Below are 14,472 nucleotides of genomic sequence, written 5' to 3' on the forward strand. Positions count from 1 at the left end.
GCTGATCCGAGACAAGCGGAACCAGCGAACCGACAACCCGAAAGCGTAGCCATGAGCATCAGCAGCACCTGGACCCCCCTTCGCACCTCGTCGTCGTCGGACGTCGTCCTGTGCGCCGACTTCCAGACGACCGGACGCCCGGAAGCCGGATTCCCCGACCTCGTGCCGCATCTGGAACACGACAGCAACTACTGGCTGATCGTGCCGCCCTCGGTCGCCCCCAACGCCGACGTCGACGTCGACGACTACATCCGGTCGTGGCTGGCGCCGGTGCGGGAGAGCGGCCTGACGGTGCGCGCCGTCATCGGCTACTGCGTCGGCTCGGTGTACGCGGCGGCGCTGGCGGACGGGCTGGCCGAGAGCCAGGACACCGTGCCGGAACTCATCGTCATCGACCCCGAACCGACCCAGATGGTGACCATCCAGTACCAACTGGCCAAGGTCCTCGACCAGCTGAACACCATCCTGAACGAGGCCGAACTCGCGGAGATACACGCGAAGCTCGGGGAGTTCCTCACGGTGGACGGCACGTCGGTGGGTCAGTACGCCGCGGACATGTTCGGCGCGTTCCGCCGGATCAGTGACGGCGCGTTCGCCCGAGCGGGTCTCGACGCGGAATACAGCGCGGAGATGTGGAGCCTGTTCAGCGCGTTCCTGTCCTACCTGAGCCTCGCCGACGGGCTGGACCCCCGGGCGACCTGGCTCCGTGCCACGGCGCTGAGCTCGTCCAGCCCGGAGAACGGGCTGAACCGGCTGAAGGTCACCGGTGAGATGGGCCCCGGTGAATTCGTCGCGCACGAGATCGGGTTCGACGAGAGCCACAGCGAACTCCTGCGGTCCGCCGGCGTGGCCCAGACCGTCGACAAGCTGCTGGAGCGCTGACCATGACGACCGACCAGATGATCGCCGTCCCCGACGACAAGCAGGCCGGACAGAAGCAGCAGGCGTTGTGGCTGCTTGAGGAGTTCGTGCCGGGCACGGGGGTCAACAACCTGAACATGACGTTCCGCGTCGAGGGCCGGCTGCGGGAGGACCTGGTCCGGCAGACCGTGGCCGGGCTCGTCCGCAAGCACGCGGTGCTGCGCACGGTGTTCCGGCCGGGGCCGAGCGGCCTCGTGCGCGAGGTGCTGCGTCCTGAGGAGGCCGCTGTCCAGGTCGTCCGGGCCGACCTGGACAGCGAGGAGCTCGTCCCCTGGCTCACCGGATTCGTCGCGCGGCCCTTCCAGCCGGACGGCGAGTTCCTGCTGCGTGCGGCCCATGTGACGCAGGGGCCGGCCGACGTGGTCTGCGTCGCCGTTCACCATGCGAACTTCGACGGCCGGTCCTCCGCGCTGCTCCTGGGCGAGTTCGTCGCGCGCTACAACGCGCTGGCCGCGGGGACGGATCCCGGTACGGAGATCGTGCCGGCCTGGCAGGAGCAGCCGGCGCGGGAGACCAGCCAGGCGTACTGGCGGGCGAAGCTCGACGGGGTCGACGCGGACGCCCTCGACCTGTGGTGCGAGAAACCGGCGCCCGCGGTGACGACCCTGGCCGGCGCGGTGCGGACCCGGGCGCTGTCCCCGGCCGCACGCGACGCGGTCAAGGGGATGGGGCTGGAGCTGAACGCTCCCGAGTCGGTGGTGATGACGGCCGCGTACGGAGTGCTGCTGGCCGCGCACGGCGCCGGACCCGACCTCACCATCGGGTCACCGGTGAACGTCCGCGCGCCGGGGGCGGAGCAGGCGATCGGCTACCACGCGAACGTGCTGATCCTGCGGACTCCCATCGACCGGGCGGAGACCTTCCGCTCGTTCGTCCGCCTGAACCGGCGCACGTTCTTCGAGGCGATGGCGCACGCGGACTACTCGGCCGAGGGCATCCTCGAATTCGTGCCGAGGAGGACCGCGTCCGGGCGCAACAGCCTGTTCCGGCACACGTTCAACTACGCGCCGGTCGAGACGAGGGCCGCGTTCTCGATCGACGGGCAGCCGGCCGAGCAGCTCATGGTGGAGACCGGCACCAGCAAGTTCGACCTGGAGTTCTTCGTCACCTCCACGGCGGAGGGGATCGAGGTGCGCGCCGGGTACTGCGTCGACGTCTTCGATCCGGAGGACGTGGACATGCTGATCGCCCGGTACGACGAGCTGCTCGTCGCGCTCGCGAGCCGGCCGGACGAACCCTTCAGTGAGCTGCCGGTCTGGGCGGCGCACGACCACGACGTGATCGACGCGGCGAACGACACCGCGCGCGCCGTCGAGCCGGCCACGGTGCTGGAGATGTTCGCCGCCACGGTCTCCGCCGCACCGGAGGAGGACAGGACGGCGGTGGTGGACGGGGCGCGCTCGGTCGGCGCCCGGCGGCTGTGGGCCGCGGCCGAGGCCACGCGGGACCTGCTGGCGGAGGCCGGCATCGGCGCGGGTGACACCGTGGCGCTCCTCGCTCCGCGCGGCCCCGAACTCGTCGCGGCCGTGTTCGGCGTCTGGCTGTGCGGCGCCGCGTATCTGCCGCTCGACCCGGACCACCCCGAACAGCGGGTCACCTATCAGCTGGACGACTCCGGCGCGGTGGTCGTCCTGGCGGGCCCGGGCGTCGCCGTCCCCGGCGACCGCACGGTCCTCCCGCTCGTCGACGTCGACGGCGTGACGCCCGCCGCGGGCACGGTCCTGGCGAAGCCGCCCGTGACCGCGCAGGACCAGGCGTACCTCATCTACACGTCGGGCTCGACGGGGCTCCCCAAGGGCACGCGGATCGGCCACGGCGCGCTGGCGAACCTGGTCGCACACGTCGCGGAGCTGCTCGGCGACCACGGCACGTCGATGCTGTGGGTGACGACGTTCAGCTTCGACATGTCCACCCTCGAACTGTTCCTCCCCCTGGTCACCGGCGGCACTCTGGTGATCGCACCGGACGAGGCGCGTACGCAGGGGGCGGCGCTCGCCGGGATGCTGGAGCGGCACGAGATCTCGGTCCTCCAGGCGACGCCCACCACCTGGCGCATGGTCATCGACGACGTGGCCGACCGGCTGGCCGGGCGCGTCGTGATCATCGGCGGCGAACCGCTGCCGGCCGCGCTCGCCAGGAGGCTGACGGCCACCGGGTGCACCCTGTTCAACTTCTACGGCCCGACCGAGACCACCGTCTGGTCGACGGGCGGAGTCGTCAGGCCGGGCACGGAGGACGTGATCACCGTCGGAACCCCGGTGGCGAACACACACGTCCACATCGCCGGCCCGCACGGAACGGTGCTGCCGCTCGGTGTGCGGGGCGAACTGTGCATCGCCGGCAGCGGTCTGTCCTTCGGGTACCACAACCGCCCGGAGCTGGTCGCGGAGCGGTTCGGGGAGCACCCTGCCTTCGGGCGCTTCTACCGCACCGGGGACCTGGCCAGGTGGACCCACGACGGGCAGTTGGAGATCCTCGGCCGCATGGACCGGCAGGTCAAGCTGCGCGGCAACCGCATCGAGCTGGGTGAGGTGGAGGAGGTTCTGCGCGCGCACCCGGACGTGACCGGCGCCGCCGTCGTGCTCGTCGGGGATCCCAGTGCCGACGGCGCGCTGTGGGCCTTCGTCACGGCGCCCGGGCGGCCCTGCATCACGTCGGAGCTGTGGGACCACGCGCACGCGCTGCTGCCCAACTCGGCGATGCCGCAGGAGTACGCCGCAGTGGACGCCTTCCCGATGACCGGCAGTGGCAAGGTGGACTACCCGGCGCTGCGTCGCCGGGCCGAGGAACTCCGTGCGAGCCGACATGTCACGGACGACGTGGCGGAGCAGCGCACCGAGAAGGCCGACGACCTGGTGGAGACGCTGGTCGCCCTCTGGAAGACGCTGCTGCAGCGCGGTGACGTCGGCCCGGACAGCAACTTCTTCGCGAACGGCGGGCATTCGCTCCTCGGGGTGCGGCTGCTCCAGGAGGTCCAGTCGGCCACTCAGGTGCGGCTCAAGCTGAAGGACCTGTTCGACACCCCGACGCCGAGCGGACTGGCCCGCCGGCTGCGTACCGAAGAGGTCTGACCGCGTCGCGGGCCCTCGACCGGGGTTCCACGACCACGTGACGGCCTCCCCCGCGGGAGGCCGTCACAGCCAGCCGTTCTCCTCGGCGATCCTGGCGGCCTCGGCCCGTGTACGGGCCGAGGTCTTCGTCATGGCGGACGAGATGTGGTTGCGGACGGTGCCCTCGGAGAGGTGCAGTGTCCGGGCGATGTCGGTGATCGTGCCGCCGTTGCGTGCCGCGCAGAGTGCGTCCCGCTCCCGCCCGGTCAACGGGCTGGTCCCCGCGACGAGCGCCTTCGACGACAGCGCGGGGTCCATCAGCCGCATGCCCGCGGCGGCCCGGCGGACGGCTTCGACGAGCCGCTCCGGCGGGGAGTCCTTGACGACGAATCCGACGGCCCCGGCCGCCGTCGCCCTGGTCAGATAGCCGGGCCGCCCGAACGCGGTGCAGATGACCACCTTGCACGAGGGCATCTCCCGGCGCAGGTCGGCCGCGACCTCCAGGCCGTTCCTGCCCGGCATCTGTACGTCCATCAGCACGACATCGGGCCGCAGGCGCAGGACGGCCGGCAGCACCGCGTCCCCGGACTGGACCTGCGCGACGACATCGATGTCCGGTTCGAGACGCAGCATCGACGCCAACGCCCCACTGACCAGTGCCTGATCATCCGCGATCAAGATCTTGATCACCGCTTATCCTCCCCCGAAGACGGCCGACCGCCGTCGTACGGGCGCGATCGAGCCGTGGTCAGCTTACGGCCTCCCCCGCGGCGGAGAGTGGATCAGTGGCGCAGGCGCGGAGCACCGGAGGCCCACGCCCCTGGCACGGGAAGGCCGTTACCGCCCGGCACGGAGCCGGACGGTAACGGGAGGTCACACGGGTTCGGCGACGGGCAGGGCGGTGAGCAGATGCCCGGCGATCCCGGTGGCGGTCGGGTACTCGTACACCACGTCGGCTTCGAGTTCCGCGCCGGTCAGGGCCACGATCCGGTTCCGGAGTTCGACGGCCGCCATCGAGGACATGCCGAATTCCAGGAACCGTGTCTGAGGGTCGACCGCGTCCAGGGACGCGAAGTTCAGCACGGCCGCCGCTTGCGCCCGTACGAACTCCAGCACGAACGCGTGGCGTTCTCCCTCGGCGGTCGCGATGAACCGCTGCTGGAAGGCCGCCTGACTGTCAATCACGTCGGAGGGTGCTTCGTCCGGCCGGTCACCGGCCAGTTCGGCGAGCAGCGGCACCGGGCCGTGCGCCACCAGTTCGTTCCAGTCGGCGTCGGTGACGACCAGGGTCGGATCGCCCGCCTGACGGACGGCCGTGACGGCGTCCTCGGGGTCGCGCACGCCGACGGCGGCCGACAGCGACGGCATCCCCAGCGCGGCACGCCGGCGGGCCAGCGCGTCGAAGGCGGTCAGCGCGGCGCATCCGGCACCGCCCCACGCCGCCTCGGCGGGAACCAGGGTCACCAGGCGTCCCGGCGCGACCAGGTCGTGCAGGACGTCGGCGGCCCGCTCGTCCTCACCCCGGTACACCGCCGCGGTGAGTGAGCCGCCCACGCGTGCGACGAGCGCCGCCATGGACGCCGCGTCCGACGGGTCGCAGGGGTCGACGACGATCCCCGGCTCGCTGCGCAACTCGGCGCAGGGGGCGGTCAGTACGACCCGCTCCGCGCCGTTGCGGGCGGCCCATCGGGCGAGCGCCGTCGCGGGGGCGTCCAGCGCTCCGGCGACCACGACGGTGCCCGACGGCTGCCACGACTCGGTGCCCTTCGCGGCGGCCTTCGGTCGCAGGCGGCGGGCAAAGGCACCCGCCGGCCGGATCGCGACCTCGTCCTCGCCGGTCAGGCCGGCAAGCACGGCGCACAGCCTCCGTCGGGCCAGCCCGTCCAGGCGCGGCGGGAGGTCGACGAGACCGCCCCGGCGCTCCGGGTGCTCGCGGCCCGCCTCCCGGCCGAGGCCCCAGGCCCGATGGTGTCCGTACTCCTTGGGTGTGTCCGCGTCGGTCACGGGCATCGCACCGGTGGTCAGCAGCCACGTCGGCGCCGTGGCCCCGGCCACCAGGACCGGCACGGTGTGGGCGAACCACTCACTCCCGTCGGTCGGCACGAGGCAGACGACGCCCGCGTAGCGTCCGGCGGTCGTGCCGGCGAGGGCGGACAGGTCCGACGAGGCGGCGACGGCCGTGGTGACGACGTCGGCCCCGGCCGCGGCCATCCCGGCGACCAGGTCTCGCACCCGCTCGCCGTCGGCCTCGGACTCCGCGGCGACGACCAGCCAGGTACCGGACAGCGCGGCACCGGGGACCTCGGCCATCGGCGTCCACTCGATCCGGTACCGCAGACCGCGCTCGTCCCGGCCGGCCGGACCGTCGCGCAGTGCCGCCAGCGCGGGCAGCAGGTCGTCGGCCGCGGCGTCCGCCGACAGCCCGAGCACGCCCAGGAGGGCGGTCAGGTCCCCGCTGTCGACGGCCGCCCACAGCGGATGGTCGGCGACGGGTTCCCGCGTGACGGGCTCCGGCCAGAACCGCTCGTGCTGGAAGGGATACGTCGGCAGCGGCACCGCCTCGGCGGGCCCGGTGGGCGCGGCCCAGTCCACGGCGACACCGCGGGTGTGGGCCTGTGCGAGCGCGCCGACCAGCGTGTCGACCTCGTCGCGGTCGCGGCGCAGCACCGCCAGGGCGATGCCGTTCTCCTCGGTGACGGTCTCCTGGACCATCGCGGACAACACCGCGTCCGGGCCCAGTTCGAGGAAGGTGGTGACACCGGCGTCCGACAGCGCGCGGACGCCGTCGTGGAAGCGCACCGTGTCGCGCAGATGCCTGGCCCAGTAGGCGGGCGAGGTCAGCTCGTCGTCGGTGGCCGTCCGGCCGGTGACGTCGGAGACGACGGGAATCCGCGGCGGCCGGAAGGTGACGCTCTCGGCGACGGCGGTGAAGTCCGCGAGCACGGGATCCATGAGCGGGGAGTGGAAGGCGTGGCTGACCGCCAGCCTCCTGGTCCTGAGCCCCCGCCCGGCGAGCTGCTCGGCGATGTCCGCGACCGCGGACTCGGTGCCGGAGAGCACCACGGACCGCGGTCCGTTGACCGCGGCGATGCCGACCTGGTCGGTCCGTCCGGCCAGCAGGGTCCGGACGGTCTCCTCGGGCGCGCGTACCGACACCATGGCGCCGCCGGACGGCTGGGCCTGCATCAGCCGGCCGCGCTCGGCGACCAGCAGGGCCGCGTCCTCCAGCGACAGCACGTCGGCCACGTGCGCGGCGACGAGCTCGCCGATCGAGTGGCCGGCGAGGAAGTCGGGCGTGACTCCCCAGGCGCGCAGCAGGCGGTAGAGGGCGACCTCGACCGCGAACAGCGCGGCCTGGGTGTACTGGGTCTGGTCCAGCAGCGCGGCATCGCCGCGTACGACGTCCTCCAGCGGCCGGTCGAGGTGCTTGTTCAGATGGGCGCAGACCTCGTCGAACGCGGAGGCGTACACCGGGAAGGCGTCGTGGAGCGCCTGCCCCATCGCGAGTCGCTGGCTGCCCTGTCCGGTGAACAGGAAGGCCGTCTTGCCGGTGTTCGTGGTTCCGGTGGTCAGGCGGGGTGTGTCCGCGCCGGCGATCAGGGCGTCCAGCCCTGCGGCGAGGTCGTCCCGGCCGGCGCCCGCCACCACGGCGCGGTGCCGGAACGAGGAACGCGTCGTGGCCAGCGCGGACGCGATGCCGGCGGCGGTCTGCTCGGGGTGGGTGTCCAGGTGTGCGCGCAGCCGCCGTGCCTGTGCGACGAGGGCGTCCGCGGTCTTCGCCGACAGCGGCCACGCCACCGGGTCGGCGTCGGACCGGGTGGCCGGGGCCGGTGGGAGCGCGGGTGCCTCCTCGATGATCGCGTGGGCGTTGGTGCCACCGATACCGAAGGAGGAGACCCCGCCGCGGCGCGGCCGTTCGTCCTGCGGCCAGTCCACCGGCTCGGTGAGCAGCCGGACGGCGCCGGCCGACCAGTCCACGTGGGGCGACGGTTCGTCCACGTGCAGCGTCTTGGGATGTACGCCGTTGCGCAGGGACATCACCATCTTGATCACACCGGCCACGCCTGCGGCGGCCTGGGTGTGACCGATGTTGGACTTCACCGTGCCGAGGCGCAGGGGGCGGTCGGCCGGGCGGTCCTGGCCGTAGGCGGCGATCAGGGCCTGCGCCTCGATCGGGTCGCCGAGCTTCGTACCCGTGCCGTGTGCCTCGACGACGTCGACGTCGGACGGGGAGAGGCCGGCATCGGCGAGCGCCTGTCGGATCACCCGCTGCTGCGAGGGGCCGTTGGGCGCGGTGAGCCCGTTGCTCGCACCGTCCTGGTTGACCGCCGAACCACGCACCACCGCAAGAACGGGGTGCCCGTTGCGCCGGGCGTCGGAGAGCCGCTCCACCAGCAGCATCCCGACGCCCTCGCCCCAGCCCGTGCCGTCGGCACCGGCCGCGAACGACTTGCAGCGGCCGTCCGGTGCGAGGCCGCGCTGCCGGCTGAAGTCGATGAAGACCGAGGGCGTGGACAGCACGGTCACCCCGCCGGCCACGGCGAGTGAGCACTCGCCGCGACGCAGTGCCTGGGCGGCCATGTGCAGCGCCACCAGCGAGGACGAGCAGGCGGTGTCGAGCACGACCGACGGGCCCTCGAAGCCGAAGGTGTACGACACCCGGCCGGAGGCGACCGCGCCGGACAGCCCGGTGCCGACGAAGCCCTCCAGCTCCTTGGGCAGGTTCTGCAACTGCACGCCGTAGTCGTGATACATCAGCCCGACGAACACGCCCGTCCGGCTGCCGCGGACCGTGGCCGGGTCGATGCCCGCGTCTTCGAGCGCCTCCCAGGTGCCCTCCAGCAGGAGCCGCTGCTGCGGGTCCATGGTCACCGCCTCGCGCGGCGATATCCCGAAGAACGCCGGATCGAACCGGGTCGCGTCGTAGACGAAACCGCCCTGGCGCGTGTAGCTGGTGCCCGGGTGGTCCGGGTCCGGGTGGTAGAGCTCGTCGAGGTTCCAGTTGCGGTCGGCCGGGAACATCGAGACGGCGTCGCCGCCGTCGGCGACCAACTGCCACAGGTCCTCGGGTGACGTGACGCCCCCGGGCAGCCGGCAGCTCATCCCGATGATGGCGATCGGCTCGTCGTCCGCCGCCGTGGCGTGGGTGGCGACGGGGGCGGTGCCCGGCGCGTCGAGCAGCTCGGCGCGCAGGTACTCGGCCAGGGCCGCCGGGGTCGGATAGTCGAAGACCAGCGTCGCGGGCAGCCGCAGCCCGGTGGCCGCGTTCATCCTGTTGCGGAGCTCGACGGCCGTCAGTGAGTCGAAACCGGTCTCCCGGAACGCGCGCCCGTCGTCGATGACGCCGGCGTCGGGGAGCCCGAGCACCACCGCGACCTGGGTACGGACGAGGTCGAGCAGTACCCGCGGGTGCTCGGCCGCCGGCATCCTGGCCAGCCGGTCGCGCAGTGCGGACGCCCCCTCACCCGCGCCGGCCACACGACGGGCCGGGCTCGGCACCAGGCCCCGCAGAAGGGGCTGTACCACCCCGGTCCTGGCGCTCGCGCGGAGCGCCGCGAACTCCAGTCGCACCGGTACGAGCGTGGCGCGGTCGGTGGCGCACGCCGCGTCGAACAGCGCCAGGCCGTCCGTCGTGGACAGCGGGCTGACCCCGGTCCTGGCGAGCCGCGCACGGTCGGCGTCGTCGAGCGCTCCGGTCAGGCCGCTGGCCCGGTCCCACAGACCCCAGGCCATCGACACGGCGGGCAGGCCGGCCGACCGCCGGTGCTGCGCGAGCGCGTCGACGAACGCGTTGGCCGCGGCGTAGTTGCCCTGGCCGAGTCCGCCGAACATGCCCGCGGCGGAGGTGAACAGCACGAACGCGGTCAGCGGGAGGTCCCGGGTGAGATCGTGCAGGTTCAGCGCGGCGTCGGCCTTGGGCCGCAGCACCACGTCGACACGCTCCGGGGTGAGTGCCCCGAACACACTGTCGTCGAGCGCGCCCGCGGCGTGCACCACACCGGTCAGCGGGTGCTCGGCGGGCACGGCCGCCAGCACCGCGGCCAGCGCCTCGCGGTCGGCCGCGTCGCACGCGACGACGGAGGCGGTGGCGCCCAGCTCGGCGAGGTCCGCGCGCAGTTGGGCGGCGCCCTCGGCGCCCGGGCCGCTACGACTCGTCAGGAGCAGGTGACGGACGCCGTGTTGGGCGACCAGGTGCCTGGCGACGATCGCACCCAGCGTGCCGGTGCCACCGGTGACCAGTACGGTGCCGTTCCCGTCCCAGGGGGCGACGGGCTCCTCGGACCCGGTGTGCCGGGCCAGCCTCGGCAGGTACGCCGCGCCGTCGCGCAACGCCAGTTGTGGTTCGCCGGAGGCGATCGCCGCGGGAACGGCGGCCCATGACGCCTCGGTGCCGTCGATGTCCAGCAGGACGAACTGGCCCGGGTTCTCCGACTGTGCGGACCGGATCAGTCCCCAGACCGCGGCCTGCGCCGGGTCCACCGGGGCGGGATCGGTCGTCGCGACGGCGCCCGTGGTCAGCAGCACGAGCGGTACGCCGGCGCCGTGGTCCTCCGCGAGCCACCGCTGTGCCGCGGAGAGGGCGCGCGTGGTGGTCTCCCGCACGACGTCGCGCGGGTCCTGTCCGGACGGTTCGCCCACCACCAGGAAGCCCAGGCGCGGCGCTTCGTCGGTGGCTGTCACGACCCGCGCACCCGCTGCCTCCAGGGCGGCCCGCAGTGCGGCAGACTCCTCCGGCTCCTCGCCGGCGGACACACAGATCGCGCCGTCGAGCGCCGGCCCGGTGCTCGCCGGCGCGCTCACCCAGTCCAGTCGGAAGAGCGCGTCGCGCAGCGGGTCGGACGGGCCGGCGAGGGCACCGGCGGCCAGCGGCCGGACGGCCAGCGAGTCCACCGACGCCACCGGCGCACCGGAGGTGTCCGCCACGTCGACCCGGACCGCGTGTTCACCGGACGCCGACAGCCGGACGCGCAACGCGGTGGCGCCGGTCGCCTGCAACCGCACCCCCGACCACGCGAACGGAAGCAGCGCGCCCTCGTCGCCGGCGCGGTCGCCGAAGAAGCCGCTGACCGCGAGGGGCTGGAGCGCGGCGTCCAGCAGGGCCGGGTGCAGTCCGAACCGATCGGCGCCGTCCGCCTCGTCCGGCAGGACGACCTCGGCGAACACCTCGGTACCGCGCCGCCACACCGCCCGCAGCCCGCGGAAGGCCGGCCCGTAGCCGATGCCGACCGCGGTCATGGTCTCGTACACGTCCTCCGGCGCCAGTGCCTCGGCACCGGCCGGCGGCCAGTCGTTCTCGTCGAAGCGGGCCGCCGGCGCGTCCGCGGCCAGGAAGCCCGCGGCGTGCCGCGTCCACGGCTCGTCGGGTGCGGCGTTGTCGCGGCGCGCGTGGACGGTCAGCGGCCGCCTGCCGTCCTCCTCGGCGCCGACGACCAGTTGCAGCTGCATGCCGTCCTGCTCGGGCAGCACGAGCGGCGACTCGATCGTCAGCTCCTCGATCAGCCGGCAGCCGGCCTCGTCGCCGGCGCGGACGGCGAGCTCCACGAACGCGGTGCCCGGCAGGATCACCTGGCCGCCGACCGCGTGATCGGCCAGCCAGGGGTGGGACCTGACCGACAGCCGGCCCGTGAGCAGCACTCCGTCGCCGTCGGCGAGCAGCACGGTCGCGCCGAGCAGCGGATGCTCGGCGGAGCCCAGGCCGAGGCCGGAGGCGTCGGTGACCGGGGCGGCGTTCCTGGGCCAGCACGGCTGGCGCTGGAAGGCGTAGGTCGGCAGGTCCACCCGCGCCCGGGGGCCGATGAGGTCTGCCCAGTCGACGTCCCTGCCCCGCACCCACACCTCGGCGAGTGACGTCATCAGGCGGTCGAGCCCGCCGTCGTCGCGGCGCAGTGAGCCGACCACGACGGCATCGGTGACGCCGGCCCGCTCCGCGCTTTCCTGCACACCGATCCTCAGCACCGGGTGGCCGCCGGTCTCGACGAAGGTCCGGAAGCCGTCGGCGGCGAGCGTCTCGATCGCCGGGCCGAACCACACGGTCTCCCGCAGGTTTTGGTACCAGTACCCGCTGTCGGCCTCTAGGCCGGTGAGCCACTGCCCGCGCACGGTGGAGTACCACGGGATCGTGCACTCCCGCGGCACGACCGGGCCCAGCACCTCCGCGAGGCGGTCCTCGATCGCTTCCACGTGGGCGGAGTGCGAGGCGTAGTCCACCTCGACGCGGCGGGCCCGGACGTTGTCGGCCTGATACGCCGCCAGCAGCTCGTCCAGGGCGTCCGCGTCGCCGGACACCACCGTCGTGGAAGGACCGTTCACGGCCGCGACGGACACCCTGCCGCCCCATCGGGCGAGACCGCCGGACACCTCCTCGGCCGACAGCGGAACGGACACCATGCCGCCGCGGCCGGACAGCTCGGTGATCGCCCGGCTGCGCAGGGCCACCACGCGCGCACCGTCGTCGAGCGACAGGGCACCGGCGACGACCGCAGCCGCGATCTCGCCCTGCGAGTGCCCGACGACCGCGGCCGGTTCCACACCGCAGGACCGCCACACGCGCGCCAGGGACACCATCATGGCCCACAGCGCGGGCTGGACGACGTCCACCCGGTCGTAGCCGGGCGCACCCTCGTCACCCCGCAGCACGGCCGACAGCGACCAGTCCACGTACGGCGCCAGGGCCGTCTCGCACTCCGCCAGCGACGCGGCGAACGCGGGGTTCGTCCGTGCCAGCTCCACGCCCATGCCGATCCACTGCGAACCCTGGCCCGGAAAGACCAACGCGGTCTTTCCGGCCTGGCCCGCCGTGCCCTCGACCACCGAGGCCGACGGCGTTCCCTCGGCGAGGGACGACAGCCCGGCCGCCAGTTCCTCGCCGCTGCCCACGACAACCGCCCGGCATCCGAGGACGGCGCGGCCGGACACCAACGAGGCGGCGACCGACGCCGGGTCGTCGTGCAGGGCGTCGTGGGCCAGCAGGCGTCCGGCCTGGGCCCGCAGTGCGCTGTCGGTGTGCGCCGACAGCACCCACGGCACGGCGGGAAGTGCGCCGGTGGCCGTGGTGTCCGCCGACGGCTCACCGGCCTGCTCGGCCCCCGCGCTCTCCGCGGCTCCACCGGCTTCCTCGGCTCCACCGGCTTCCGCGGCTTCCTCGACGACGAGGTGCGCGTTGGTTCCGCTGAATCCGAACGAGGACACACCGGCACGGCGCGGCTCGTCCGACTCCCAGGCGCGCGCCTCGGTGAGCAGTTCGACGTCACCCTCGGTCCAGTCGATGTGCTCGGACCGATTGTCCGCGTGCAAGGTCCTCGGCAGCACCTTGTGCCGCAGCGCCATCACGGCCTTGATCAGCCCGGCCGCACCGGCCGCCGCCTGCGAGTGCCCGATGTTCGACTTGACCGAGCCGATCCACAGGGGGCTGCCGCCCGGCCGGCCCTGACCGTAGGTGGCCATCAGCGCCTGCGCCTCGATCGGGTCGCCGAGCGGTGTGCCGGTGCCGTGCGTCTCCACCAGGTCGACCTGGTGCGGCGAGAGTTTCGCGTTGACGAGTGCCTGGCGGATCACGCGCTGCTGCGCGGGGCCGTTCGGTGCGGTGAGCCCGTTGCTCGCACCGTCCTGGTTGACCGCCGAACCACGCACCACCGCCAGAACGGGGTGCCCGTTGCGCCGGGCGTCGGAGAGCCGCTCCACCAGGAACATGCCGGCGCCCTCGGCGAGCGCCATCCCGTCCGCCTCGGCGGAGAACGCCTTGCACCGTCCGTCGGCGGCCAGCGCGCGCTGCCTGCTGAACCCGATGAAGCTGCCGGGCGAGGACAGCACCGTGACCGCGCCCGCCAGCGCCATCGTGCAGTCGCCGTCACGCAGGGCGCGTATCGCCAGGTGCACGGCGACCAGCGAGGACGAGCACGCGGTGTCGATGGTCGCCGCGGGGCCCTCCAGTCCCAGTACGTAGGAGACGCGCCCGGACACGACGCTCGTGGCCACACCGGTCATCAGGTAGCCCTGCAACTCCGGCTGGGCCCGCGTCATGAGCGTCAGGAACTCGCCGCTGTTCGCACCGACGAACACGCCCGTACGGCTGCCGCGCAGCGTCGTCGGGTCGATTCCGGACCGCTCGACGGCCTCCCAGGCGGTCTCCAGCGCGAGCCGCTGCTGCGGGTCCATCGCGACGGCCTCACGCGGGCTGATCCCGAAGAACGCGGGATCGAACTCGGTCGCGTCGTGGACGAACCCGCCCTCTCGTACGTACGCGGTGCCGTTCTCGTCCGGGTCGGGGTCGTACAGCGACTCCAGGTCCCAGCCCCGGTCCTCGGGAAGCCCCGAGATGGCGTCGGTGCCGTCGGTGACGACCCGCCAGAGGTCCTCGGGCGAGGTGACCCCGCCGGGGTACCGGCACGCCATGCCGACGATCGCGATCGGCTCGTGATCCTTGTCCTGGGCTTCGACCAGGCGCCTACGGGTGTCGTGCAGTTCCCCGGAGACGCGCTTGAGATAGGAGACCAACTGGTCC

3 protein-coding genes and 1 pseudogene are annotated in these 14,472 nt (G+C 73.2%); 2 read left to right on the forward strand and 2 right to left on the reverse strand.

Annotation, left to right across the window (positions count from 1 at the left end; translation table 11 throughout):
- Positions 1 to 51: 51 nt before the first annotated feature.
- Together ACFVUT_RS16230 and ACFVUT_RS16235 are read left to right on the forward strand one after the other, a co-directional pair.
- A complete protein-coding gene (locus ACFVUT_RS16230; protein WP_389649918.1) occupies positions 52 to 882 on the forward strand; it encodes a hypothetical protein in 831 nt (276 codons plus the stop codon).
- A 2-nt stretch (positions 883 to 884) separates the two neighbouring features.
- Positions 885 to 3,992, forward strand: coding sequence for an amino acid adenylation domain-containing protein (locus ACFVUT_RS16235; protein ID WP_389649915.1), 3,108 nt, complete (start codon positions 885 to 887; stop codon positions 3,990 to 3,992).
- A 63-nt stretch (positions 3,993 to 4,055) separates the two neighbouring features.
- Here ACFVUT_RS16235 and ACFVUT_RS16240 read toward each other — a convergent pair whose 3' ends face one another.
- Together ACFVUT_RS16240 and ACFVUT_RS16245 are read right to left on the reverse strand one after the other, a co-directional pair.
- Positions 4,056 to 4,661 carry a DNA-binding response regulator gene (locus tag ACFVUT_RS16240; RefSeq protein ID WP_389649912.1) on the reverse strand — a complete coding sequence of 202 codons (606 nt, stop codon included), beginning with the start codon at positions 4,659 to 4,661 and terminating at the stop codon, positions 4,056 to 4,058.
- A gap of 183 nt (positions 4,662 to 4,844) precedes the next feature.
- A pseudogene (locus ACFVUT_RS16245) lies at positions 4,845 to 14,444 on the reverse strand (type I polyketide synthase); the annotation flags it as partial.
- Positions 14,445 to 14,472: the final 28 nt, after the last annotated feature.

The organism is Streptomyces sp. NPDC058051, from assembly GCF_042885475.1.
Classification (GTDB): domain Bacteria; phylum Actinomycetota; class Actinomycetes; order Streptomycetales; family Streptomycetaceae; genus Streptomyces.

Coding starts and splice junctions, on each gene's coding strand:
- ACFVUT_RS16230 (WP_389649918.1), top strand. CDS start 52: ATGAGCATCAGCAGCACCTGGACCCCCCTTCGCACCTCGTCGTCGTCG.
- ACFVUT_RS16235 (WP_389649915.1), top strand. CDS start 885: ATGACGACCGACCAGATGATCGCCGTCCCCGACGACAAGCAGGCCGGA.